Raw genomic sequence first — 22,496 nt, 5'->3', positions numbered from 1 at the left:
CCCGANATCCCGAATCCCGAATCCCGAATCCCGAATCCCGAATCCCGAATCCCGAATCCCGAATCCCGAGCCCCGAATCCCGAATCCCGGGCCTCGCGCCGGCCTCAGGCCAGCTTCTTGTACTTCACACGGTGCGGCTTCGCTGCCTCGTCGCCCAGGCGGCGCTTCTTGTCGGCTTCGTATTCGTTGTAGTTGCCGGGGAAGAATTCCACGTGCGAGTCGCCTTCGAAGGCGATGATGTGGGTGGCGATGCGGTCGAGGAACCAGCGGTCGTGCGAGATCACCATCGCGCAGCCGGGGAATTCCAGCATCGCGTCTTCCAGTGCGCGCAGGGTTTCCACGTCCAGGTCGTTGGACGGTTCGTCGAGCAGCAGCACGTTGCCGCCCTGCAGCAGGGTCTTGGCCAGGTGCAGGCGGCCGCGTTCGCCGCCGGACAGGTTGCCGACGATCTTCTGCTGGTCGGTGCCCTTGAAGTTGAAGCGGCCGATGTAGGCGCGCGACTGGATCTCGAAGTTGCCGATGGTGAGGATGTCGGCGCCGCCGGAGACTTCCTGCCACACGTTGTTCTTGTCGTCGAGCATGCCGCGCGACTGGTCCACGTAGGCGAGCTTGACCGTGTGGCCGAGCTTCACCTCGCCGGAGTCGGGCTTCTCCACGCCGGTGATCAGCTTCATGAGGGTGGACTTGCCGGCGCCGTTCGGGCCGATCACGCCCACGATGGCGCCCGGCGGCACCTTGAACGACAGGTCGTCGATCAGCAGGCGGTCGCCGAACGACTTGCTGACGTTCTTGAACTCGATCACTTCCTGGCCCAGGCGCTCGCCCGGCGGGATGAAGATCTCGTTGGTCTCGTTGCGCTGCTGGTACTCGACCGAGTTGAGCTCCTCGAAGCGGTTGAGGCGCGCCTTGCCCTTGGACTGGCGGCCCTTGGCGGCCGAGCGCACCCACTCGAGCTCCTTGGCGATCGCCTTCTGGCGCGACTTCTCCTGCTGCGCTTCCTGCTTCAGGCGCTGGTCCTTCTGCTCCAGCCATTCGGTGTAGTTGCCCTTCCACGGAATGCCGCGGCCGCGGTCGAGTTCGAGGATCCATTCGGCGGCGTTGTCGAGGAAGTAGCGGTCATGGGTGACCGCCACCACGGTGCCGGGGTAGTCGTGCAGGAACTGCTCCAGCCAGTCCACCGACTCGGCGTCGAGATGGTTGGTGGGCTCGTCCAGCAGCAGCATGTCCGGCTTGGACAGCAGCAGGCGGCACAGCGCCACGCGGCGCTTCTCGCCGCCCGAAAGCGGGCCGATCTTCGCGTCCCACGGCGGCAGGCGCAGCGCGTCGGCGGCCACTTCCAACTGGCGCTCCAGCGCATGCGCGTCGTTGGCGGCCAGGATGCCTTCCAGCGCTTCCTGCTCCTTCGCCAGCTTGTCGAAGTCGGCGCCTTCCTCGGCGTAGGCGGCGTAGACCTCCTCCAGGCGCTTCTGCGCATCGAGGATCTCGCTGACGCCTTCCTCCACCGCCTCGCGCACGGTCTTCTCCGGATCGAGCTGCGGCTCCTGCGCCAGGTAGCCCACCTTGATGCCCGGCTGCGGGCGCGCCTCGCCCTGGAAGTCCTTGTCCACCCCGGCCATGATCTTCAGCACCGTGGACTTGCCCGCGCCGTTCAGGCCCAGCAGGCCGATCTTGGCGCCGGGGAAGAAGCTCAGCGAAATGTCCTTGATGATCTGGCGCTTCGGGGGAACGATCTTGCTGACCCCGTTCATGGTGTAGATGTACTGCATGCAACCTCCGAAGGCGTGCGCCGCGGGGCTCCGGGGAGCCGGCACGGGAAGGGGGGAATCGCTAAACCGCGCATTATACCGGGTTGCGGCGCGCCCTTGATGGCGCCGTTCCGGCCGATGCCCGGCGCGGGCCCGCGCCACGCCGCCGTATTGCCCGCGTCATGCCCGCGGGCGGTCCCGCCGCCGCAGGATCGCCGCCAGAACCCCCCGCCATGCTGCCGGTTTCCGGGATGCGCGGTGGTGGCCGATGGCGGCGAACGACGGAGCGGGCTGGCTGGCCGGCGGCTTGACGCGCCGCCTCGCCGTGCTCGACTGGCGCATCGGCAGGCGCATGCGCGGGCGCTGGGCCGTTGCCGCGCACGAACTGGTCTGCTTCGGGATGAAGCAGGCGGCAGCCTGCCTGTTCGGCGGCCTGATGGTGGCCTTGCTGCTGGCGACCTGGCGCTGGTATCCGGCCTCGGCGGCGCTGGCGCGCTACGACTTCCTCACCCTTGCCGCGGTGGCGATCCAGGCCGGCCTGCTCGCGTTCCGGCTGGAAAGCCGGGAAGAGGCGAAGGCGATCCTGCTGTTCCATGTCGTCGGCACGGCGATGGAGCTGTTCAAGACGGCCGCGGGCTCATGGACGTATCCGGAGCCTTCGCTGCTGCGGCTGGGCGGCGTGCCGTTGTTCAGCGGCTTCATGTACGCATCGGTCGGCAGCTATATCGCGCGGGCGTGGCGGTTGTTCGATTTTCGCTTCACGCAGCACCCGCCGCTGCGCGCGCTGATGGTTCTGGCTGCGGCGATCTATCTCAACTTCTTCACCCATCATTACCTGCCGGACATGCGCGGGTTGCTGTTCGTCGCGGTGGCCGTGCTGTTCGGGCGTTGCACGGTGCACTTCCGGGTGCGCCGGGTGCATCGGCGGATGCCGCTGTTGCTGGGCTTCGTGCTGGTGGCATCGTTCATCTGGCTGGCCGAGAACATCGGAACCTTCACCCGCGCCTGGCTCTATCCGAGCCAGCGGGCGGGGTGGGGCATGGTGCCGCTGGGCAAGCTGGGCGCGTGGCTGCTGCTGATGATCATCAGCTACGCCATGGTCGCGGCCCTGCATGCCGGCGGCTTGTCGCGAAGGCGCGCCCCCGCTCAATGACCGTGGCGCCCGGGCCTGGCGGCGTCGAACAGGGTGCCGGCGGTGCGCGTGTGCAGCGAGGCGGCGTCGTAGCCTTCGGGCAGCAGGCCGGCGATCTCCAGCATCACCGCGCCGTGCAGCGCGGCCCAGACCTGGTGGCCGAGGATCGGCGCGTCGGCCTCCACCGCGCCTTCGGCGACCATCACCTCGACGTGCGCGGCGATGGTGCGCCACATGCGCTGGTGCGCGGCGCGGTAGGCCGGATCGTCGCGGTTGGTTTCGGGGTATTCGAACATCAGCCGGTAGGTCGCCGTGTCGCCGCGGGCGAAGGCGATGTAGGCGTCGCGCACCGCGCGGCTGCGGGTGCGTCCGTCGCCGGGCGAGGCCAGCGCGCGCTCCAGCGCCTCGGAGAAGCGGTGCAGCCCGCGCGTGCGGATCGCGGTGACGATCTGCTCCTTGTTGGCGAAGTAGCGGTACGGCGTCATCGTGCCGCAGCCGAGCCCGGCGGCGATCCGGCGCATGGTGACCGCGCCGGGGCCTTCGTCCACGTACAGGCGCGCCGCGACCCGGCAAAGGCGGTCGCGGAACGCGTCGGCTTCCTGCTCGCTCAGGGCCCTGGGCATGGCGGGCCAGGCTCAGGGCGCGGACATGCCGAACGCGCGGCGGAAGAACGCCAGCGCGTCGGCATCGAGCCGCGCATGCACCGCGGCGCGGTCCACGCCCAGCGGATCGCTGCAGATCGCCTGCGCGTCCTTCGCCAGTTCCGCCGAGCACGGCGCGAGGAACACCCAGTGGTCGGCCTTCGGCACCATCGTGCTGCGTGCGAGCGTGCGGATCAGCGGCTTGACGTGCAGGGCGTTCTCCGCCGGCAGCAGCACGCGGTCGTTCTCGGCGTACCAGAGGTCGACCGGCCGATCGATCGCGCCGGCGCCCGCCTTGTCGAAGACCAGGCTCAGCGGCGCCATCGCGAAGGCGGCCTTGATGCGCGGGTCGGCGGTCGGTCCCCAGCGGGTGAGGTCCTTCTGTATGGCGGCGGCTGCGGCGACCAGCTCGGCCGGCTTGTATTTCTGCACAGGGGCGCAGGTGTCGGCGTCGTCCGGATGGCGCTGGCAGTAGGTGATGAACCGGTCGAACCGCGGTTGCGCGCCGACCAGCAGCAGGCTGGTATAGCCGCCGGCGGAAAAGCCGGCCACGCCGATCCGTGCCGGATCGATCAGCGGCTTCCAGCGCGCATCGGCGAGCAGGGCGTCGATGGCGGCACGCACCTGCACCGCGCGGCCGACCAGCACGGTGGAGTTGCCGGTGCCGCTCTGGTCGTGGAAGTTGTCCTTCGGGTGCTCGATGGTGGCGACGACGAAGCCGTGGCCGGCCAGCCAGGTCGCCAGGTCGTGATGGCCCAGGTTCGAGCCGCCGTGCCCGTGCGAGATCACCACCAGCGGCCGGGCGCCGGATTGTGCCGGCGCGCCGAACGCGGCGGCCACGTTGTACGGGCCGATCGGCTTGGTGCCGCCCGCCGGCCGGGTCGAGGGATAGAACACGAAGCCGGGCATCTGGCCGCCGTTGACCGGGTCGTCGATCCTGATCCGCGCGATGCCGACACCGCTGGCCTCCTGGGCCGGCAGCGCCATGGGCAGGGCGAAAAGCAGCAGCAACCAGCACAGCTTGCCGGGAATGCGGCAGGCGGCGCGCATCCGTCGGAATGGAGGCAGCATGGAGAAACCCCTGGGCTGGATCATGTACAACGTACGGTACATTGTACGAAACGTGCCGGCAACGGCCGCCGGTGACCGCAACCGGCCCCGGCGCTACACTTCGAAGTCTTAACTCCCGCTCGCCACCCGAAGAGGTCAGGATGTTCCCCAAGGACTGCACGATCGCAGGTTTCGACGACGAACTGGCCAAGGCCATCGCCGATGAAGGCCGCCGCCAGGAAGATCACGTCGAGTTGATCGCCTCGGAGAACTACGCCAGCCCGCGCGTGATGGAAGCGCAGGGTTCCAAGCTCACCAACAAGTACGCCGAAGGCTACCCGGGCAAGCGCTACTACGGCGGCTGCGAATACGTGGACATCGCCGAGAAGCTGGCGATCGAGCGCCTGAAGAAGCTGTTCGACGCCGACTACGCCAACGTGCAGCCGCACTCCGGCTCGCAGGCGAACCAGGCGGTGTACCTGGCCCTGCTCAACCCGGGCGACACGATCCTCGGCATGAGCCTGGCGCACGGCGGCCACCTCACCCACGGCGCCAAGGTCAACGTCAGCGGCAAGCTGTTCAACGCCGTGCAGTACGGCGTCGATGCCGACGGCCTGATCGACTACGACGAAGTACAGCGCCTCGCCAGCGAGCACAAGCCGAAGATGCTGGTCGGCGGCTTCAGCGCCTACTCGCAGGTGGTCGACTGGGTGCGCATGCGCCAGATCGCCGACTCGGTCGGCGCGATCTTCTTCGTCGACATGGCCCACGTCGCCGGCCTGATCGCCGCGGGCGTATACCCGAGCCCGCTGCCGCACGCGCATGTGGTCACCTCGACCACCCACAAGACCCTGCGCGGTCCGCGCGGCGGCATCATCGTGGCGAAAGGCGCGGGCGAAGAGATCGAGAAGAAGCTGCAGTCGATCGTGTTCCCCGGTATCCAGGGCGGCCCGCTGATGCACGTGATCGCGGCGAAGGCGGTCGCGTTCAAGGAAGCGCTGGAGCCCGAGTTCAAGGCCTACCAGACGCAGGTGGTGAAGAACGCCAAGGCGATGGCGAAGACCTTCATCGAGCGCGGTTACAAGATCGTCTCCGGCGGCACCGAGAACCACCTGATGCTGGTCGACATGATCGGCAAGGATGTCACCGGCAAGGATGCGGAAGAGGCGCTGGGCAAGGCGCACATCACGGTCAACAAGAACGCCGTGCCGAACGATCCGCGCAAGCCCTTCGTCACCTCCGGCCTGCGCGTCGGCACCCCGGCCGTCACCACCCGCGGCTACCAGGAAGCCGACTGCGTGGAACTGGCCAACTGGATCTGTGACGTGCTGGACGCGCCGAACGACAGCGCGGTGATCGACGCCGTACGCGCCAAGGTCGAGGCGCAGTGCAAGAAATTTCCGGTGTATGGCTGAGGAGTTGGGATTCGGGATTGGGGATTCGGGATTCGGAAGAGCCCGGGTTCCCGCGAGCCTGTGTTTTTCCCGGATCCCTAATCTCGAATCCCAAATCCCGTAACCGATGCACTGCCCCTTCTGCCAGCACGAAGACACCCGCGTGATCGATTCGCGGCTTGCCGAGGACGGCGCCACCGTGCGCCGTCGCCGGGAGTGCCCGCAGTGCGGGGAGCGCTTCAACACCTTCGAGACCGCCGAGCTGAAATTGCCGGCGATCGTGAAGAGCGGCGAGCGGCGCGAGACGTTCGACGAGCGCAAGCTGCGGGTGAGCTTCGAGCGCGCGCTGCAGAAGCGCCCGGTGGCCAGCCACGACGTGGATGCGGCGGTACGCGAGGTCGTCAACGACCTGCGCCGCAGCGGCGAGCGCGAGATCCCCTCGCGCCAGGTCGGCGAGCTGGTGATGCGCGAGCTGAAGAAGCTGGACCAGGTCGCCTACGTGCGCTTCGCCTCGGTCTACCGCAAGTTCGAGGACGTGCAGGCGTTCCGCGAGGAGATCGAGAAGCTCGAGCGCGACCTGCCCGGGCTCGACAGCCTGCAGTTGTCGCTGCTCGGCGAGAGCATCGCCCGGCGCGGCCGGAAAGGCTGAGCCGGCGGTTCGTCCCGCGCCGGCGGCTTCTGCGAGAATGGCCGCATGCCCACGCCCGACCCGACCTTCAGCGCGCTCGACCACGCGCACATGGCGCACGCGCTGCGCCTGGCCGAGCGCGGCCTGTACACCACCCGGCCCAATCCGCGCGTAGGCTGCGTGATCGCGCACGGCGAGCGGGTCGTCGGCGCGGGGTTCCACCGGCGCGCCGGCGGGCCGCATGCCGAGGTGTTCGCCTTGCGCGAGGCCGGCGCGGCGGCGCGCGGCGCGACCGCCTACGTCACGCTGGAGCCGTGCGCGCACCATGGGCGCACGCCGCCGTGCGCGGACGCGCTGGTCGCCGCCGGGGTCGCCCGCGTGGTGGTCGCGGCGGAAGATCCGTTCCCGCAGGTGGCCGGGCGCGGCATCGGCAGGCTCCGCGCAGCGGGTATTGCGGTGGATGCCGGCCTGCTGCGCGAGGCGGCGCGCGAACTCAACGTCGGCTTCTTCAGCCGGATCGAGCGCGGCCGGCCGTGGGTGCGGCTGAAGCTGGCGATGAGCCTGGACGGCCGCACCGCGCTGGCCGACGGCGCGTCGAAATGGATCACCGGCGAGGCCGCGCGCGCCGACGTGCAGCGCTGGCGCGCGCGCAGCTCGGCGATCCTCACCGGCATCGGCACGGTGCTGGCGGACGATCCGCGGCTTACCGTGCGGCTGCCGCAGGACGTGCCGTTCGAGGCGCCGCTGCGCGTGGTGCTGGACAGCCGCCTGCGCACGCCGGCGGGCGCCGCGCTGTTCGACGACGGGTCGCCCGTGCTGCTGATCGGCCTGCCGGGCGTGCGCGGCGACGCGCGCGAGGCGCTGGCCGCGCGAGGCGCCGTTTTCGGCGAGGCGCCGGCCGGGGCCGACGGCAGGCCGGACCTGGCCGCGGTGCTCGCGCAACTGGCGGCCCGGGAGGTCGGCGAGCTGCATGTCGAAGCCGGCCCGCGCCTGTGCGGCGAACTGTTCGCGCAGGGGCTGGCAGACGAACTGCTGCTCTACGTCGCGCCGGTCCTGCTCGGCAGCGCGGCGCGACCGCTGCTGGAGCTGCCGCCGCTGGCGGACATGGCTGCACGCTGGCGGCTGCACGTCGTCGACCGCCGCCAGCTCGGCGAGGACACGCGCCTGCTGCTGCGTCCGCGGTAGGGCGCGGCGGCGGCATCCGGAGGCGGCGGGCGAGCGCCTGCGGCCACCATCCAACGGCTGAGGAGATCGAGGCGACATGGGCCGATTGCACGCCGTCCGCTGGGGCATCATCGGCTGCGGTGCCGTCACCGAGGTCAAGAGCGGCCCGGCCTTCGGTCTGGTGCCGGGTTCCTCGCTGGCCGCGGTGATGCGCCGCGACGGCGCCAAGGCGCGCGACTACGCGCAGCGCCACGGCGTGCCGCGGTGGTACGACGATGCCGCGGCGCTGGTCGCGGACCCGACCGTGGATGCGGTCTACATCGCCACGCCGCCCTCGACGCACATGCAGTACGCCCTGATGGGCATAGCCGCGGGCAAGCCCGTGTACGTGGAAAAGCCGATGGCGATGGATGCCGCCGAATGCGAGCGGATCGTGCGCGCCGGCGAGGCGGCCAGGGTGCCGGTGTTCGTGGCCTACTACCGGCGCGCGCTACCGCGCTTCGGCAAGGTGCGCGAACTGCTGTTCGACGCCGGGGCGATCGGTACGCCGCGCACGGTGCACGCAGTGCTGCACCAGCCGCACCAGCCGCGCTACGAGAACCCGGCAGACCGGCCCTGGCGCGTGCGGCCGGAACTCGCCGGCGGCGGCCTCTTCATGGACCTGGGCTGCCACACGCTGGACATCCTCGACTGGCTGTTCGGCCCGATCGTTTCCGCCGGCGGCCAGGCCGCCAACCAGCTCGGCGCGTACCCGGCCGAGGACTGCGTGGCGGTGTCGTTCGCCTTCGGCAACGGCATGCTCGGCACCGGCCTGTGGAACTTCGGCAGCTGGCAGCGCCACGACAGCGTGGAAATCGTCGGCGACCGCGGCCGGCTGTCGTTCGCCACCTTCGGCGACGGCCCGATCCGGCTGGAGAACACCCAGGGCGTGCAGGAATTCCACGTCGACAACCCGGCGCACATCCAGCAGCCGCTGATCGAAACCATCGTGGCCGAGCTGACCGGACAGGCCGGCGCGTGCCCCTCCACCGGGCGCAGCGGCGCGCGCACCAGTTGGGTGATGGACCAGGTGCTGCGCGGCTACCGCGGCAGGCCGTAAAGGCCATTCACGGTCTACCCGTCGATCCAACCGCCTCCTCGTCATTGTGAAACAAGAAACCCCCGGCTTTGCCGGGGAGGATGAACCGGTTTGACATTTACGGGAGTCCATCGCGAAAACTCCCTACGTGAGCCGCCAAGCACACGAGAGGAGAGTCGCGATGGACGAAGCGGAGAGCCTAAGTCACACCAAATGGGAGTGCAAATACCATGTGGTGTTCATTCCGAAGTATCGAAAGAAGAGCCTTTACAAGGGGTTGAGGAACCACTTGCCGGAGGTATTTCGACGATTGGCGCATTACAAGGAAAGCCGGATCGAGGAAGGCCACATCACGAGTGATCACGTGCACATGCTGATTTCGATCCCACCGAAGTATTCGGTGTCGCAGGTGGTGGGGTACATCAAGGGGAAGAGTGCGATCCACATTGCGCGGGTGTATGGGGAGCGCAAGCGCAACTATGCGGGCCAGAGGTTCTGGGCGCGTGGGTACTTCGTATCGACAGTGGGCAGGGATGAAGGGTTGATACGAGAGTACATCCGGGAGCATGAGCTCGAGGATCGCCGACTGGAGCCGTTGAATCTGTTGAGCTAGGAACCATCGCATAGGTGGCACAAAACGAGGGGCCGCGTTAGCGACCCCGCCAAGCCGCTTTGAGCGGCTCACAAGTTAAAGCCCCCGGCTTTGCCGGGGGATATTTACTCCTGCGGCTTTCAACGGCTGCAGGGCCGGTCAAGCAGGAATCCAGTGGTTGTTNNNNTCGAAGGCCCAACGACATTGGATCCCAACTTGACCGGCCCTGCGGCCGTTGAAAGCCGCAGGAGTAACGAGCGGGGAGCGTGGCGGATTCCAGTCCGGCAGGAAGACTCTGAACAGGCTCCGAGGGCCGCCGTGCAGGCGGCGCAGCGGTGCGGACGGATCAGTGCAGGTAGGCCGGGAAGCGCGGCAGCAGGGCGATGTCGCGCGGGTCGTGCTGGATGACCACGCGGGCATGGTCGCGCCTGGCGAGGGCCTCGAAGCGGTCCATCGAGGCGAGCGTGGCGGCGCGATCGACATTGACGCGCGGCACGCGGCGCAGGCGGCGGTTCTCGCGCGAATGGTAGAGGTCGCCGCTGAGCAGGACCGCGCCGGCCTGCGGCAGCCGCAGCTCCAGTACCTGGTGGCCCGGCGTATGGCCCGGCATCGACAGCAGGCGCACGCTGCCGTCGCCGAAGACGTCCGCATCGCCGTCGATCATGCGCAGCTTCGCCGAGCGGTAGGCGACGACCGGCGTCAGTGCCTCGAACGGCGGCGGCGTGGGCCCGGTCGCGGCGGCCAGCTCCCTGCGTTGCAGGATCCAGGTGGCATGGCCGAACAGGTTGGCGTTCCCTGTGTGGTCCAGGTGCCAGTGCGAGAAGGCCAGGTAGTCGATGTCGGCAGGCTCGATGCCGAGCGTTGCGAGCTGGCTGGCGAGGGTGGTGCGCACGCTGCCGTGCACGCCCGGGTGGAAGTCCACGCCGGGCCCGCCGGCCAGCGAGTCGCCCAGGCCGGTGTCCCACAGCAGCAGGCCCTTGGGATGGCGGATGAGGAAGCATGGCACGGACATCGTGCCGGGCTTGCCGTCCAGCGCGCCGCTGTCGTCGAACATGCGCATGTCGCTCAGCTCGATGCGCCCGCAATCGAGCGCGTACAGGCGGATGTCGGGCGATGCGTCGGCGCCGCGGGCCAGGGAGGCGAGGCAGAGCAGCAGCACGGCCAGCAAGCTGGGCATGGCATGGCTGGAACGGGGTACGGGGCGCATGGGTGGTTCCTCGAGACGGGAAAGAGCGGGCGCGGCTCAAACCGAAAAATCGACGGCGAGCTTGCCGAAGTGGCGCCCGGCGACGAGCTGCTCGAAGGCTTCGCGCAACTGGCCGAAGCCGTAGGCGCGGTCGATCACCGGTTCCAGGCGCGTGGCCTCGATGGCCGCGACCATCCGCTCGTGTTCTTCCAGCGGGGCGACCGAAATGCCCTGCACCCGCACGCGCTTCAGTACCACCTTGGACAGCGGCAGGGTGGCGTCCATTCCGCCGATCCAGCCGAGCACGCCGATGAAGCCGTGCATGCGCACCGCGTCCAGCGATTGCGGCAGGGTGGCCGCGCCGATGGTCTCGATCACCGCGTCCACGCCCGCGCCGCCGCTGGCCTCGCGCACCAGCGCACCCCACTGCGGGTGCTCCGTGTAGTTGATGCCGACGTCGGCGCCCAGCGCCTTCGCGCGCGCCAGCTTGTCGTCACTGGAAGACACCACGATGGCCTTCGCGCCGCGCAATTTGGCGAATTGCAGCGCGAACAGGGAGACCCCGCCGGTGCCGAGCAGCAGCACGGTCTGGCCGGTGGTGATGCCGGCCAGTTCCAGCGCCTGCCAGGCGGTGAGCGAGGCGATCGGCAACGTGGCGGCCTGGAGGCTGGTCAGGTGGCTGGGTGCACGCGCCAGCGAGTACTGGTCGAAGCAGGCCAGCTCGCGCATCACGCCGGGCTCGGGGCCGCCGATCTCGGCGCCTTCCCATTCCGGCCGCATCGCGCCGGCGATCCAGCGCGACTTGTAGAACGTGGTGACGCGGTCGCCGGGCTTGAAGCGGGTGACCGCCGCGCCGACCTCCGCCACCGTTCCCGCGCCGTCGGACACCGGCACGATGGGCAGCGACACGCCGCGGTAAAGCTGGCCGTCGACCAGCATCCAGTCGCGGAAGTTGAGCGAGGCGGCCTCCACCCGCACCAGCACCTCGTTCGGGCCGGGGCGCGGGGCGGGCAGGTCGACCTGCTGCAGGTGATCGAGGCCGAAGGCGGAAAGCTGGATGGCGCGCATGGTACGACTCCGTGGTGGGAATGCGGATAGGGTCCCGCCGCCGGCGGCTTGCGATAATCCACAGGAATAGGCGATCTTTTATTCACCCAATGAATGAATCATTCGACCTCACGCCCGCCCGCCTGCGCGAACTGCGCGCTTTCGCCGCCGCTGCGCGGCGGCTCAACTTCTCGCGTGCGGCGCTGGAGGTCGGTTGCACGGCATCGGTGCTGAGCCGGCGCATCGCCACGCTGGAAGAAGCCGTGGGCGCGCGGCTGTTCCTGCGCACCACGCGGCGCATGGCGCTCACCGCGCGCGGCGAGCAACTGCTGGCGCAATGGCAGCGCATGGAGACGGTGATGGCCGAGCTGGCCGCCGATCTGCGCCCGCCCGACGGCGAACTGGCCGGCCGCCTGTGCGTGCACCTGCCGGCCAGCTTCGGCCGCTACCTGATGGCGCCGATGCTGGCCGGCTTCATGCGCGAGCATCCCGGGGTGCGCATCGAGGCGGTCTACGACGACGCCTACGTGGACATGGTGGCCGGCAAGGTGGACCTGGCCGTGCGCCTGGGGCGGCTGGCCGACGTGCAACTGGTGGCGCGCCGGGCGGGCACGATGCGCGTATTCCCCTGCGCCTCGCCCGATTACCTGGCCGCGGCGCCGCCGCTGCGCGACCCGGCCGATCTCAAGGCGCACCGCTGCATCGCCTTCAGCGGCTACCGCCGCGGCACGCTGTGGTCGTTCAGCCGGCAGCGCCAGCGCCGCGCGGTGCGCATCGACCCGGTACTGGTCTGCAACGATTCGCAGGCCATCCGCGACGCGGTGCTGGCCGGCGTGGGCGTGGGCCTGCAAGGCGACTACATGGCTGATGGCCTGGTCGCCGAGGGGCGGCTGGTCGACCTGTTCCCGGACTGGCAATTGCCGTCCTTCCCGATCCACCTGCTGTGGCTGCCCGGCGCGGACCGCACGCCGGCGCTGCGGCACCTGATCGACTACCTGGCCGAGACGCTGGCGCGGGCCTGAGCGGGCACGATGGGGCTGGAACGCGGGGTGCCGGGGCATGGGGTGCCAGGCATGGGGTGCTGGAGCATGGAGTGCTAGACTTGCGCGGCCGGTTCCACCGGCAGACAACCACGACGTCTTCAGGGCGGGGCGGAATTCCCCACCGGCGGTAGGTTCCTCGGAACGAGCCCGCGAGCGCTCCCGGCAGCATCGGGAGGTCAGCAGATCCGGTCCGATGCCGGAGCCGACGGTCCACGCTGTCCCGGTTCGCCGGGGCGGCCCACAGTCCGGATGAAAGAAGACGGCTAGGCGGACGGCAGCGATGCCGTGCGTCTGCCTCATGCCTTGGGGCGTTCTCGCTTGCTTTTCGATGCGGAGAACGTTTCATGCCTGCCATCGTTTCTGTTTCGCCTGCCGCCTCCCGCCGGGAGGTGCGCTGATGTTCACCGGGATCATCCAGGCCGTGGGCCGCGTCGTGCGGCTCGAACCGCGCGGCGGCGACGTGCGGCTGGCCGTCGATACGGCCGGCCTCGACCTTGCCGACGTGCAACTGGGCGACTCGATCGCCGTTTCCGGGGTGTGCCTCACGGCGGTGACGCTGGAGCCGCAGGGCTTCAGCGCCGACGTCTCCAACGAGACGCTGTCGCTGACCACGCTGGGCAGGCTCAAGCCGGGCGACCCGGTGAACCTGGAAAAGGCGCTGCGGCTGGCCGACCGGCTCGGCGGCCATCTGGTGTCCGGCCACGTCGACGGCCTCGGCAAGGTGGCGTCGATCGTGCCGGACGGCCGCTCGCAGCGCTGGACCTTCGATGTGCCGGCCGCGCTTTCGCGCTACATCGCCGCGAAAGGCTCGGTCTGCATCGACGGCACCAGCCTCACCGTCAACGAAGTCGCCGGGCACCGCTTCGGCGTCAACCTGATCCCGCACACGGTCGCGCACACCGCGTTCCATGCGCGCCGCGTCGGCGACGCGGTGAACATAGAGGTGGACGTGATCGCCCGCTACGTGGAACGGCTGGTCGGCAGCGGCGACGCGCCGGCGCTGGACGAGGCGTTCCTGAGGCAGCACGGCTTTGCCTGACCCACACACCGTCATTCCAGCGAAAGCTGGAATCCAGCGACTTTCGCCTTTCCGTTGCCTGATTCGAGAGCGGAGGCACTGGATTCCAGCTTTCGCTGGAATGACGAGCCTTTCCCGAATCCCGAATCCCGAATCCCGAATCCCGAATCCCGGAAACTCCAATGGCATTCAATTCCATCCCCGAAATCCTCGAAGACATCCGCGCCGGCCGCATGGTGGTGATCCTCGACGACGAGGACCGCGAGAACGAAGGCGACATCGTGATGGCCGCGCAGATGGTGCGGCCGGAAGACGTCAACTTCATGGTGCGCGAGGCGCGCGGCCTGCTGTGCCTCACGCTCACCGAGCAGCGCACGCGCCAGCTCGGCCTCAAGCCCATGGTCAGCGACAACACCTCGCCGTACCACACCAACTTCACCGTCTCGATCGAGGCGGCCGAGGGCGTCACCACCGGCATCTCCGCGCACGACCGCGCGCGCACCATCCAGGTGGCGGTGAAGAGCGACGCCAGGCCGGAGGATCTCTCCCAGCCCGGCCACATCTTTCCGCTCACCGCGCAGCCGGGCGGCGTGCTCACCCGCGCCGGCCATACCGAGGCCGGCTGCGATCTCGCCGCGCTGGCCGGGCTGGAGCCGGCGGCGGTGCTGATCGAGGTGCTGCACGAGGACGGCTCGATGGCGCGCCGTCCGGAGCTGGAGGCGTTCGCGCACAAGCACGGCCTGAAGATCGGCACGATCGCCGACCTGATCCGCTATCGCCTGGAAACCGAGAAGACCGTGCAGCGCGTGCACGAGGAGCAGGTCGATACCGAGTTCGGCCCGTTCCGGCTGGTGGCCTACCGCGACGCGATCCGCCACGGCCTGCACTATGCGCTGGTGCGCGGCGACGTCGACGACGGCGCGCCGGTGCTCACCCGCGTGCACGTGCGCAATACGCTGTCCGACGTGCTGCACCTGAAGCGCGACGACCTCGGCCTCACCGTCACCGCCGCGCTGCGGCGGATCGCCGACGAGGGCCGCGGCGTGCTGCTGGTGCTGTCCGGCGAGGACACGCCCGACGCGCTGCTGCGCCGGCTCGGCCGCCAGCCGGTGCAGCAGGCGCCGGAGGAGGCGCAGCAGCAGGAATGGCGCCAGCTCGGCCTCGGTGCGCAGATGCTCGCCGACCTGCACGTGCGCCGGCTGCGCGTGCTGGGCACGCCGCGCAAGCTGGTCGGCCTGGCCGGCTTCGACCTGGAGGTGGTCGAATACGTCTAGCGGGCGGCTGGAAAGCCCTCCGACTTCGCCGCTGCGCGGCTACGCTCAGGGCGAACGTTGGAAGAACCGTTCGCCCTGAGCGTAGGCCCGTAGGGCCGGAGTCGAAGGGCACCCGCCTCCTAAAGCTGTTCTACGATGCACACTCGATTCGCACCGATGCCGTCGCCATGCCGTCCATCCGCATCCGCCTGATCGCCCCTTCCGGCTATCCGCACGACCGCGCCGCGATGGCGCGCGGCGTGGCGCGGCTGCGCGAGGCCGGCTGCCGGCTGGAAGGGTTGGAGGTGCTCGACCGCGTCGAGCTGCGCTACGCCGGCAGCGACGCGGAGCGCGCGGGCGACATCAACCGGCTCGCCATCGCGGACACGCTGCCCGACATCGCGCTGGCGGTGCGCGGCGGCTACGGCGCCACGCGCCTGCTGGAACACCTGGACTACGGTGCACTGCGCGAACGGCTGGCCGGCACCTCGACCGCCCTGGTCGGCCACAGCGACTTCACCGCGCTGCAGATGGCGCTGTACGCGCACAGCGGCCTGGTCACCTTCGGCGGACCGATGCTGGGGGCGGATTTCGGCGCGCAGACGCCGGACGAAGCCACCCTGCGGCATTTCTGGGACACGCTGGGCGCGGCGCGGTCCAGCGCGGCGTGGACCACCCGCGACGGCGGCGGGCCGGACGCCGCGCTCGACGTCGAGGGGCCGCTGTGGGGCGGCAACCTGGCGGTGCTGTGCAGCCTGCTCGGCACGCCGTATTTTCCCGGCATCGACGGCGGCATCCTGTTCGTCGAGGACGTCGGCGAGCCGCCGTTCCGGATCGAGCGGCTGCTGTACCAGTTGCACCTGTCCGGCGTGCTCGGGCGCCAGCGCGCGCTGCTGCTGGGGCATTTCAGCCAGTGCAGGCCCAGCGCCTACGACAACGGCTACGGCCTCGCGGAAGGCTTCGCGCAACTGCGCCGCGTGGCCGGCGTCCCGGTCGTCGGCGGCCTGCCGTTCGGCCACGAGCCGGACAAGTTCACCCTGCCGTTCGGCGCGCCGGCGCGGCTGCGGGCGGCGGACGGCCAGGCCCGGCTCGATTTCGGCGGCTATCCGCACCTGCCGTTCCCCGTCCCCCATCGCGCGCCGGGAGCGGCAGGGGCGGGATAGCCGGCTCCCGCCGCCCTTCCGTCCTGGCGGGCAGGCCCGAGCAGGGCGTGGCGCAAACCCGTAAAATAGCAGGCTCGCATGGGCCGGCGGTCCATCAAAGGAAGCACTGCCATGAAGATCATCGAAGGCGATTTCGCCACGCCCAAGGGGCGTTTTGCCATCGTCGCCGGCCGTTTCAACGGCTTCGTCGTCGAGCCGCTGGTGGCCGGCGCGCGCGACGCGCTGGTGCGCCATGGCGTGAAGGACGAGGCGATCGAGCTGGTCCGCGTTCCGGGCGCGTGGGAGATCGCGCTGGCCGCGCGCAAGCTGGCCGATTCCGGCAAGTACGCGGCGGTGATCGCGCTGGGCGCGGTGATCCGCGGTTCCACTCCGCACTTCGACTACGTGGCCGGCGAATGCGCCAAGGGCCTGGCCCAGGCCGCCTATGCCTCCGGCGTGCCGGTGGCGTTCGGCGTGCTGACCACCGACAGCATCGAGCAGGCGATCGAGCGCTCGGGCACCAAGGCGGGCAACAAGGGCGCCGACGCGGCGATGGCCGCGCTGGAGATGGTCAACCTGTACGGGAAGCTGTGATGACGCAGGGCATCGACCTGGCCGCGCGCTCGCGCGCCCGCCGCCGCGCCCTGCAGGCGCTGTATGCGTGGCAGATGAGCGGCAGCCACATGAACGCGGTGATCGACCAGTTCCGCCACGAGCAGGACATGGAAGTGGCCGACCTGGAGTACTTCGAGGACCTGCTGCACGGCGTGGCGCGCCACGTCGAGGAACTCGACGCGGCGCTCAAGCCCTACGTGGACCGCGAGGTGGGGCAGATCGACCCGATCGAGCGCGCCGCGCTGCGCCTAGCGGCCTACGAGCTGAAATTCCGCCCCGACGTGCCGTACCGCGTGATCATCAACGAGGCGATCGAGGTCACCAAGCGCTTCGGCGCCGACCACGGCCACAGCTACGTCAACGGCGTGCTCGACAAGCTCGCCGCGCAGTTGCGTGCGCCGGAGAAGAAGGGGTGAACCCCGCGCTGGCGGGGCGTTTCGCTGCGCTGGTGCCGGTGCTCGAGACCGATCGCCTGCGCCTGCGCGCGCACCGCGAGGCCGACCATGGCGATTGCTACGCCACCTGGTCGCACCCTGACGTCACCCGTTTCATCGGCGGCAAGCCGCAGACCGCCGAGCAGGCGTGGGATCGCATGCTGCGCTCCCTCGGGTTGTGGGCGATGCTCGGCTACGGCTACTGGGCCGTGGAGGAAAAGTCCGGCGGCCGCTACGTCGGCGACGTGGGCCATGCCGATCTTCGCCGCGACATCGATCCCTCGCTGCGCGGCATGGCGGAATTCGGCTGGGTGCTCTCGCCGTGGGCGCACGGCAAGGGCTACGCGACCGAGGCGGTGGCCGCGGCCACTGCGTGGGCGCGGGAGCACATCCCGCAACTGCGGGCCGTGTGCATTATCGCGCCGGAGAACGCACCGTCGATACGCGTGGCGGAGAAGGCCGGATTCAGCAAGTGGGCCGACACCGTGTATCACGACGCGCCGATCGGGGTTTACCGGCGCTGAGCGGAGCCCGGCTTGGCCGGCTCGAGCGGAGGGGGCCGGATCGAAAAAGCCTTGCGCGAGCAAGGCTTTTTTGTTGCCTGGGCGGATGGTCGTTCGCCCCGCGCCGCGGCCGATCGCTTCGGTCCCGCTCACTCCGGTCCGCTCACTTCCCGGGGCAGCTCGCGTGCTGGTTGTCCGCGATCCCCGCCACCAGCCACTTGCCGTCGCGCTTGACCAGGTGCGCGATGTCCGTGCCGCAGTGGTCGACCTTGCCGTCGATGAGGAACTCGTACGGCGTCCAGATGATGGCGATGTCGTCGTCGATGCGCACCAGCGGATCGTGGATGCGTTCGGCCAGTCGTTCGCTGCCGGTGGTGGGAATGTGGGCGATGAAGGCGTCGAAGTGCAACTGGGCGATCTTTTCGCCGCGCTTGAGCGTGACCATCCCGCCGGGCAGCAGGGCCGCGCGCATCATGTCGTGGTCGCGCTTGCCGAGCCCGTCCAGCAGCTGCTGGAACGGCGCCAGCACGGCCTTCTCTTCCGGGGTGGCGGCGTGGCTTGCACCGGCGCCGAACAGGGCGATGGCGGCGGCGAAGGCGAACCGCGACGGCAGTCGGGGGCGTGCGTGCATGGCGTGCTCCGGTGGAAGGCCCAGGGTAGTCGATTCTAGGCAGGCACCGGAGAGGCCCGCAGCCATGACTGATGGCCCGGGTGCGCGGCGGCCACCGTTCAGCCTGGCGCTTGCGCGCGCGGGCGCCGGATGGTCTGCTTCGCGCAGTTTTTCCCATCGGGCCGTCATGGAATTCCGACTGATCGACCGCATCCGCGAACGCACCGCCCAGGGCCGCGACGACGTACGCCTGGGCATCGGCGACGATGCGGCGCTGCTCGCCGTGCCCGAGGGGCAGGAACTGGCGGTGGCGATCGACACCCTGGTCGAGGGTGTGCACTTCCCGCGCGACACATCCCCGGCCGACATCGGCTGGAAGGCGCTGGCGGTGAACCTGTCCGACCTGGCCGCGATGGGCGCGAGCCCGGCCTGGGCGCTGCTGGCGCTGACCCTGCCGCGGCCCGCGTCGGCCGAGGCGGCGCAGGCCTTCGTCGACGGCTTCGCCGAGGGCTTCGAGCGCCTGGCGCAGCCGCACCGGCTGGCGCTGGTGGGCGGCGACACCACGCGCGGGCCGCTCGCCGTCAGCGTGGCCGTGCACGGCTTCGTGCCGCCCGGCAAGGCACTGCGCCGCGCCGGGGCGAAGGCCGGTGACGCGGTGCTGGTGACCGGCACGCTGGGCGACGCCGCCGCCGGCCTGCGTCTGCTGCAATCCGGCGCAGGCATCCCGGCGGGCGATCCGCGCCGCGATTACCTGGTCGAGCGCCTGAACCGCCCGGAGCCACGGCTCGCCGCCGGCATGGCCTTGCGGGAGCGCGCCAGCGCCTGCCTGGACGTCTCCGACGGCCTGCTCGCCGACCTGGGCCACCTCTGCGCGGAGAGCGGCGTGGGCGCCGAGATCGACAGCGCACTGCTGCCGCGTTCGCCGGCCTTGCTCGGCCTGTTCGACGACGACGGCGCGCGCGATTTCGCGCTGAGCGGCGGCGACGACTACGAACTGTGCTTCACCGTGCCCGCCGCGCGCGTGGCCGAGGTGCAGGCCGACCTGGCGCGCCTCGGCTGCGGCGCCACGCGGATCGGCCGGATCGTCGACGGCAGCGGCGTGCGCGTGCGCGGCGCGGACGGCGCATGGCTGGAACCGGCGCGGCAAGGCTGGGATCATTTCGCCGCATGAGCGACAAGAAAACCCTCACCGGCGCGCAGCGGCGCGTGCTGACGTCTTCCCTGGCCGGCTGGCTCGCCTGCGGCCTGGGCTCCGGCCTCGCGCCGGTGGCGCAGGGCACCTTCGGTTCGCTGGCCGCGCTGCTGCCGTGGCTGCTGCTGCGGCAACTGCCGCTGCCGCTGTACCTGCTGGCGATCGCGGCGGGTTTCGCGGTGGGCGTATGGGCCTGCGACAGGGCCGGCCGCGCGCTGGGCGTGGACGACCACCGCAGCCTGGTGTGGGACGAGTTCGTCGGCCAGTGGATCGCCCTGCTGCCGGCGCTGCTGGCGCCGTGGTGGACGGTCGCCGCCGGCTTCGCGCTGTTCCGCCTGTTCGACGTGTGGAAGCCGTGGCCGATCCGCTGGCTGGACCGGCACCTCAAGGGCGGGCTGGGCGTGATGGCGGACGATGCGGTGGCCGGCGCGTTCGCCGCCGCGCTGCTGGCGCTGGGGCTGCACCTGCTGCGCTGAACGCGGCTCGGTTTCCGCGCTTCGGCTGTAGGCGATGGCTTTGCGATAGAGGCAGGGACGCGCATCGGTGCGATGGCGCGCGTTTTCATTCGCCGCCGATGGACCGCCGGCCGTGCTGTTGGCATGCTTCGGAGTCGTTCCCGCCACCTGGAGCCCCCCATGCAATACCGTCGCCTCGGCACCTCCGGCCTGCAGTTGTCCGCGCTGTCGTTCGGCGCATGGGTCACCTTCGGCAAGCAGGTGGGGCGCTCGCTGGCGCGCGACCTGCTCGCGCTGGCGCACGACCGCGGGGTGAACTTCTTCGACAACGCCGAGACCTACAACGACGGCGTGGCCGAACAACTGATGGGCGACGTGCTGGCCGACCTGCGCTTCCCGCGAGACAGCTATTGCGTGTCGAGCAAGGTGTTCTTCGGCGCGGTCGAGCATCCGCTGCCGACCCAGCGCGGGCTGTCGCGCAAGCACGTGATCGAAGCCTGCCACCAGGCGCTGCGGCGGCTGCGGGTGGAGTACCTCGACCTCTACTTCTGCCATCGCCCGGACCCGGACACGCCGGTCGCAGAGACCGTGGCGGCGATGGACACGCTGGTGCGCCAGGGCAAGGTGCTGTACTGGGGCACCAGCGAATGGCCGGCCGAGGCCATCCACGAAGCGCACCGGATCGCCCGCGAGAACCGCATGTACGCGCCCGCGATGGAGCAGCCGCAGTACAACCTGCTGCACCGCGCGCGGGTGGAAGTGGAGTACGCGCCGCTGTACGAGGCCTACGGCATGGGCACCACGATCTGGTCGCCGCTGGCCTCGGGCCTGCTCAGCGGCAAGTACCGGGACGGCGTTCCGGCGGATGCGCGGCTGGCCCAGCCGGGCTACGAATGGCTGCGCGAGCACGTGCTGGGGCAGGGCGACGACCGCCTCGCCCGGGTCGCCCGGCTGCAGCCCATCGCCGAGGAACTGGGCGCATCGATGGCGCAATTGGCGATCGCCTGGTGCCTGCTCAACCCGCACGTCTCGACCGTGATGCTCGGCGCCAGCCGGCGCGAGCAGCTCGAACAGAACCTGGATGCCCTGGAATGCCTGCCGCGCATCGATGCGTCGGTGCGGCAGCGGATCGAGCAGGCGCTCGCCTAGCGCCTGTTCGCGATCTCCAGGCATCTCCCGTCGAAGCGTCGTCCCAGCGGCTTTCAACGGGCTGGGATCCGGCGTCGTTGAGTTTCGAAGCATCAAGTCACTGGATGACCGGCCATCCGGCTGTTGAAAGGCGCCTCGCAGGAATGACGAGGCGGCGGTGATGGATCGTGGACAGGCGCAGAGAACCGTCCACGATCGCCAAGCTCCTCCATGACACGCCATCCCAGCGAAGGCCGTGATCCAGGGCCTATGGGCGCGGGGGTATCGAGTCCAGCGGATCCCGTGGGAAATCAGGTTGGCTCCAGGCTTCCGGCTACTCCCGCGACTCCATGCATCCCCACCATGGCGAGTCCCGGCGCGCATGCCAGGCACGTACCGGATGTGTGAACCCGGGCAACAAGAGGGTGGTTGACATACAAATGAGAATTATTATCATTTGATCGCCATCCATGCCGGAGCCACCCATGTCGATCAGCATCCTTTCCATGCCGCATCCCGTCGCCCCGCTCCCCCGTCATCGCCTCGCATCCGCGCCGGCGGACGTGCGCCGCATCTCGAGCCAGTCGCTGCTCGAAGGCGCGCGCGAACTGGTGATCCAGCACCAGGGCGGCGAATACCACCTGCGGCTCACCCGCAACGACAAACTGATCCTCACCAAGTGAACCGCGCCGGCCACCGGCCGGATCGACCTCGTCCCCCGCCGTCGCCAGCGCCGTCGTCCAGCGGCCAGCCAGGCCCCACTCCCTGCAAGGAGGTGACCGTGTTCGGCTGGCTTGCCACATTCGGCGTATGCGACCGCATGCGCAGCGTTCCCGCCAGCGTCCGCTGGCTGCGCATGTCGCCGCAGGGGCTGGCGCAGCGACTGCCGTCGCTGGGCAGCGTGCTCTACCTGGCGCGGCGGGAGGGCGAGGGCGCCGCGGAGGCGGTGCCGGCGGCGGGCGTGCTTGCGGAAAGCATGGACCTGACCCCGCTGCTGCATACCCACTGGCTGCACGCGGCCAGCACGGTCACCGCGGAAGGGCCGCGCGAATGGATCGAATGCCGCGACGCGCGCGGCGAGACGCTGGCGCGCCTCTACCTGCTGCCGGACACCGACTACCTCGCCTGGGATGCCCTGCTGGGCGATGGCACCCCGTGCCCCGCGCCGGCGCTGCGCGAGCGGCGTGCGCGCTTCCACGCCATGCGGGCCAGGCTGCTGTGCTTCTCCCATCGCCGCCTGGCCGGGTTGAGCGCGTTCGGCTGCGCCGGGGCGCCGCGGATCTCGCCGATCGGCCGCCGGCTCGCGCAGGACATCGCGCGTTCCGAGGCGGTCGCGCTGGACGCCGTGCCGGCGTGCGGCTGAGGGCTGTCCGGCGGCTTGTCCGCCTGTCCGCCCGAGTGTCCGCGGACAATGCCCGTCGCCAGAGAGTGTCTGGCAACTATCTG

24 protein-coding genes and 1 riboswitch are annotated in these 22,496 nt (G+C 70.0%); of the genes, 18 read left to right on the top strand and 6 right to left on the bottom strand.

The annotated features are described in order from the left end of the window. Positions 1 to 104: 104 nt before the first annotated feature. Positions 105 to 1,766, bottom strand: a complete 1,662-nt coding sequence (gene ettA, locus ASG87_RS17825) for an energy-dependent translational throttle protein EttA (protein ID WP_056008373.1) — start codon at positions 1,764 to 1,766, stop codon at positions 105 to 107. 247 nt (positions 1,767 to 2,013) lie between these two features. Here ettA and ASG87_RS17820 point away from each other — a divergent pair, with 247 nt between their 5' ends. Further along, positions 2,014 to 2,898: a DUF817 domain-containing protein gene (locus tag ASG87_RS17820; RefSeq protein WP_056008370.1), complete on the top strand. Its 885-nt coding sequence runs from the start codon at positions 2,014 to 2,016 to the stop codon at positions 2,896 to 2,898. On the opposite strand, the gene ASG87_RS17815 is transcribed toward ASG87_RS17820, so the two are convergent. Beyond that, the gene (locus tag ASG87_RS17815; protein ID WP_056008367.1) at positions 2,892 to 3,500 is read right to left on the bottom strand and encodes a TetR/AcrR family transcriptional regulator; all 609 of its coding nucleotides are present in this window, start codon (positions 3,498 to 3,500) and stop codon (positions 2,892 to 2,894) included. The genes ASG87_RS17820 and ASG87_RS17815 overlap by 7 nt on opposite strands. A gap of 12 nt (positions 3,501 to 3,512) precedes the next feature. Continuing rightward, the gene (locus ASG87_RS17810; protein WP_056008365.1) at positions 3,513 to 4,589 is read right to left on the bottom strand and encodes a dienelactone hydrolase family protein; all 1,077 of its coding nucleotides are present in this window, start codon (positions 4,587 to 4,589) and stop codon (positions 3,513 to 3,515) included. Between the two features lie 140 nt (positions 4,590 to 4,729). On the opposite strand from ASG87_RS17810, the gene glyA reads away from it, so the two are divergent. From glyA to tnpA, 5 genes are all read left to right on the top strand, one after another. Then, entirely contained in the window at positions 4,730 to 5,983 is a 1,254-nt protein-coding gene (gene glyA, locus ASG87_RS17805; protein WP_056008362.1) for a serine hydroxymethyltransferase, read from the top strand. 106 nt (positions 5,984 to 6,089) lie between these two features. Further along, positions 6,090 to 6,611 (top strand): transcriptional regulator NrdR, encoded by a 522-nt coding sequence (nrdR, locus tag ASG87_RS17800; protein WP_056008359.1) that lies wholly within the window; start codon positions 6,090 to 6,092, stop codon positions 6,609 to 6,611. A gap of 90 nt (positions 6,612 to 6,701) precedes the next feature. Next, positions 6,702 to 7,775, top strand: a complete 1,074-nt coding sequence (gene ribD / locus ASG87_RS17795; RefSeq protein WP_056009112.1) for a bifunctional diaminohydroxyphosphoribosylaminopyrimidine deaminase/5-amino-6-(5-phosphoribosylamino)uracil reductase RibD — start codon at positions 6,702 to 6,704, stop codon at positions 7,773 to 7,775. A 76-nt stretch (positions 7,776 to 7,851) separates the two neighbouring features. Beyond that, the gene (locus ASG87_RS17790; protein ID WP_056008356.1) at positions 7,852 to 8,853 is read left to right on the top strand and encodes a Gfo/Idh/MocA family oxidoreductase; all 1,002 of its coding nucleotides are present in this window, start codon (positions 7,852 to 7,854) and stop codon (positions 8,851 to 8,853) included. A gap of 160 nt (positions 8,854 to 9,013) precedes the next feature. Continuing rightward, positions 9,014 to 9,445: an IS200/IS605 family transposase gene (gene tnpA / locus ASG87_RS17785; protein ID WP_056008353.1), complete on the top strand. Its 432-nt coding sequence runs from the start codon at positions 9,014 to 9,016 to the stop codon at positions 9,443 to 9,445. A 325-nt stretch (positions 9,446 to 9,770) separates the two neighbouring features. On the opposite strand, the gene ASG87_RS17780 is transcribed toward tnpA, so the two are convergent. Together ASG87_RS17780 and ASG87_RS17775 are read right to left on the bottom strand one after the other, a co-directional pair. Continuing rightward, the gene (locus ASG87_RS17780; RefSeq protein WP_082583061.1) at positions 9,771 to 10,631 is read right to left on the bottom strand and encodes an N-acyl homoserine lactonase family protein; all 861 of its coding nucleotides are present in this window, start codon (positions 10,629 to 10,631) and stop codon (positions 9,771 to 9,773) included. Between the two features lie 36 nt (positions 10,632 to 10,667). Then, positions 10,668 to 11,678, bottom strand: coding sequence for an NAD(P)-dependent alcohol dehydrogenase (locus tag ASG87_RS17775; protein ID WP_056008348.1), 1,011 nt, complete (start codon positions 11,676 to 11,678; stop codon positions 10,668 to 10,670). Positions 11,679 to 11,767: 89 nt separating this feature from the next. On the opposite strand from ASG87_RS17775, the gene ASG87_RS17770 reads away from it, so the two are divergent. The 7 genes from ASG87_RS17770 (at position 11,768) to ASG87_RS17740 (ending at position 17,686) form a co-directional block, all read left to right on the top strand. Continuing rightward, positions 11,768 to 12,679, top strand: a complete 912-nt coding sequence (locus tag ASG87_RS17770; protein ID WP_056008345.1) for a LysR family transcriptional regulator — start codon at positions 11,768 to 11,770, stop codon at positions 12,677 to 12,679. 111 nt (positions 12,680 to 12,790) lie between these two features. Next, positions 12,791 to 12,965: riboswitch (FMN riboswitch) on the top strand. 132 nt (positions 12,966 to 13,097) lie between these two features. Then, the gene (locus ASG87_RS17765; RefSeq protein ID WP_056008342.1) at positions 13,098 to 13,739 is read left to right on the top strand and encodes a riboflavin synthase; all 642 of its coding nucleotides are present in this window, start codon (positions 13,098 to 13,100) and stop codon (positions 13,737 to 13,739) included. 161 nt (positions 13,740 to 13,900) lie between these two features. Then, on the top strand, positions 13,901 to 14,992 hold the full coding sequence (ribBA, locus tag ASG87_RS17760) for a bifunctional 3,4-dihydroxy-2-butanone-4-phosphate synthase/GTP cyclohydrolase II (protein WP_056008339.1): 1,092 nt from the start codon (positions 13,901 to 13,903) through the stop codon (positions 14,990 to 14,992). A gap of 167 nt (positions 14,993 to 15,159) precedes the next feature. Further along, positions 15,160 to 16,134: a muramoyltetrapeptide carboxypeptidase gene (gene ldcA / locus ASG87_RS17755; RefSeq protein ID WP_056008337.1), complete on the top strand. Its 975-nt coding sequence runs from the start codon at positions 15,160 to 15,162 to the stop codon at positions 16,132 to 16,134. Between the two features lie 111 nt (positions 16,135 to 16,245). Next, positions 16,246 to 16,707 (top strand): 6,7-dimethyl-8-ribityllumazine synthase, encoded by a 462-nt coding sequence (gene ribE, locus ASG87_RS17750; protein WP_056008334.1) that lies wholly within the window; start codon positions 16,246 to 16,248, stop codon positions 16,705 to 16,707. Continuing rightward, a complete protein-coding gene (nusB, locus tag ASG87_RS17745; protein WP_056008331.1) occupies positions 16,707 to 17,144 on the top strand; it encodes a transcription antitermination factor NusB in 438 nt (145 codons plus the stop codon). The genes ribE and nusB overlap by 1 nt, the downstream gene beginning before the upstream one ends. Beyond that, positions 17,141 to 17,686, top strand: a complete 546-nt coding sequence (locus ASG87_RS17740) for a GNAT family N-acetyltransferase (RefSeq protein WP_082583060.1) — start codon at positions 17,141 to 17,143, stop codon at positions 17,684 to 17,686. The genes nusB and ASG87_RS17740 overlap by 4 nt, the downstream gene beginning before the upstream one ends. 142 nt (positions 17,687 to 17,828) lie before the next feature. On the opposite strand, the gene ASG87_RS17735 is transcribed toward ASG87_RS17740, so the two are convergent. Continuing rightward, on the bottom strand, positions 17,829 to 18,296 hold the full coding sequence (locus ASG87_RS17735; protein ID WP_056008330.1) for a nuclear transport factor 2 family protein: 468 nt from the start codon (positions 18,294 to 18,296) through the stop codon (positions 17,829 to 17,831). 166 nt (positions 18,297 to 18,462) lie between these two features. On the opposite strand from ASG87_RS17735, the gene thiL reads away from it, so the two are divergent. The 5 genes from thiL to ASG87_RS17710 all read left to right on the top strand — a co-directional run bounded on the left by thiL (position 18,463) and on the right by ASG87_RS17710 (position 22,413). Continuing rightward, on the top strand, positions 18,463 to 19,446 hold the full coding sequence (thiL, locus tag ASG87_RS17730) for a thiamine-phosphate kinase (protein WP_056008325.1): 984 nt from the start codon (positions 18,463 to 18,465) through the stop codon (positions 19,444 to 19,446). Further along, positions 19,443 to 19,943 (top strand): phosphatidylglycerophosphatase A, encoded by a 501-nt coding sequence (locus tag ASG87_RS17725; protein WP_056008322.1) that lies wholly within the window; start codon positions 19,443 to 19,445, stop codon positions 19,941 to 19,943. Before thiL ends, ASG87_RS17725 begins: the two co-directional genes overlap by 4 nt. Positions 19,944 to 20,102: 159 nt before the next feature. Continuing rightward, entirely contained in the window at positions 20,103 to 21,071 is a 969-nt protein-coding gene (locus ASG87_RS17720) for an aldo/keto reductase (RefSeq protein WP_056008319.1), read from the top strand. A gap of 485 nt (positions 21,072 to 21,556) precedes the next feature. Beyond that, positions 21,557 to 21,733, top strand: a complete 177-nt coding sequence (locus ASG87_RS17715; protein WP_235499694.1) for a hemin uptake protein HemP — start codon at positions 21,557 to 21,559, stop codon at positions 21,731 to 21,733. A 98-nt stretch (positions 21,734 to 21,831) separates the two neighbouring features. Next, positions 21,832 to 22,413: a hypothetical protein gene (locus tag ASG87_RS17710; protein WP_157511147.1), complete on the top strand. Its 582-nt coding sequence runs from the start codon at positions 21,832 to 21,834 to the stop codon at positions 22,411 to 22,413. The last annotated feature ends 83 nt before the right edge of the window (positions 22,414 to 22,496 follow it).

Source organism: Frateuria sp. Soil773 (genome assembly GCF_001428405.1).
In the GTDB taxonomy this organism is placed as follows: Bacteria; Pseudomonadota; Gammaproteobacteria; order Xanthomonadales; family Rhodanobacteraceae; genus LMSL01.
This window is presented reverse-complemented; position numbering and strand designations above follow the sequence as displayed.

Excerpts from the sequence above, each read along its gene's own strand:
- ettA (WP_056008373.1), bottom strand. The coding sequence starts at position 1,766 with ATGCAGTACATCTACACCATGAACGGGGTCAGCAAGATCGTTCCCCCG.
- ASG87_RS17820 (WP_056008370.1), top strand. The coding sequence starts at position 2,014 with ATGGCGGCGAACGACGGAGCGGGCTGGCTGGCCGGCGGCTTGACGCGC.
- ASG87_RS17815 (WP_056008367.1), bottom strand. The coding sequence starts at position 3,500 with ATGCCCAGGGCCCTGAGCGAGCAGGAAGCCGACGCGTTCCGCGACCGC.
- ASG87_RS17810 (WP_056008365.1), bottom strand. The coding sequence starts at position 4,589 with ATGCTGCCTCCATTCCGACGGATGCGCGCCGCCTGCCGCATTCCCGGC.
- glyA (WP_056008362.1), top strand. The coding sequence starts at position 4,730 with ATGTTCCCCAAGGACTGCACGATCGCAGGTTTCGACGACGAACTGGCC.
- nrdR (WP_056008359.1), top strand. The coding sequence starts at position 6,090 with ATGCACTGCCCCTTCTGCCAGCACGAAGACACCCGCGTGATCGATTCG.
- ribD (WP_056009112.1), top strand. The coding sequence starts at position 6,702 with ATGGCGCACGCGCTGCGCCTGGCCGAGCGCGGCCTGTACACCACCCGG.
- ASG87_RS17790 (WP_056008356.1), top strand. The coding sequence starts at position 7,852 with ATGGGCCGATTGCACGCCGTCCGCTGGGGCATCATCGGCTGCGGTGCC.
- tnpA (WP_056008353.1), top strand. The coding sequence starts at position 9,014 with ATGGACGAAGCGGAGAGCCTAAGTCACACCAAATGGGAGTGCAAATAC.
- ASG87_RS17780 (WP_082583061.1), bottom strand. The coding sequence starts at position 10,631 with ATGCGCCCCGTACCCCGTTCCAGCCATGCCATGCCCAGCTTGCTGGCC.
- ASG87_RS17775 (WP_056008348.1), bottom strand. The coding sequence starts at position 11,678 with ATGCGCGCCATCCAGCTTTCCGCCTTCGGCCTCGATCACCTGCAGCAG.
- ASG87_RS17770 (WP_056008345.1), top strand. The coding sequence starts at position 11,768 with ATGAATGAATCATTCGACCTCACGCCCGCCCGCCTGCGCGAACTGCGC.
- ASG87_RS17765 (WP_056008342.1), top strand. The coding sequence starts at position 13,098 with ATGTTCACCGGGATCATCCAGGCCGTGGGCCGCGTCGTGCGGCTCGAA.
- ribBA (WP_056008339.1), top strand. The coding sequence starts at position 13,901 with ATGGCATTCAATTCCATCCCCGAAATCCTCGAAGACATCCGCGCCGGC.
- ldcA (WP_056008337.1), top strand. The coding sequence starts at position 15,160 with ATGCCGTCCATCCGCATCCGCCTGATCGCCCCTTCCGGCTATCCGCAC.
- ribE (WP_056008334.1), top strand. The coding sequence starts at position 16,246 with ATGAAGATCATCGAAGGCGATTTCGCCACGCCCAAGGGGCGTTTTGCC.
- nusB (WP_056008331.1), top strand. The coding sequence starts at position 16,707 with ATGACGCAGGGCATCGACCTGGCCGCGCGCTCGCGCGCCCGCCGCCGC.
- ASG87_RS17735 (WP_056008330.1), bottom strand. The coding sequence starts at position 18,296 with ATGCACGCACGCCCCCGACTGCCGTCGCGGTTCGCCTTCGCCGCCGCC.
- thiL (WP_056008325.1), top strand. The coding sequence starts at position 18,463 with ATGGAATTCCGACTGATCGACCGCATCCGCGAACGCACCGCCCAGGGC.
- ASG87_RS17725 (WP_056008322.1), top strand. The coding sequence starts at position 19,443 with ATGAGCGACAAGAAAACCCTCACCGGCGCGCAGCGGCGCGTGCTGACG.
- ASG87_RS17720 (WP_056008319.1), top strand. The coding sequence starts at position 20,103 with ATGCAATACCGTCGCCTCGGCACCTCCGGCCTGCAGTTGTCCGCGCTG.
- ASG87_RS17715 (WP_235499694.1), top strand. The coding sequence starts at position 21,557 with ATGCCGCATCCCGTCGCCCCGCTCCCCCGTCATCGCCTCGCATCCGCG.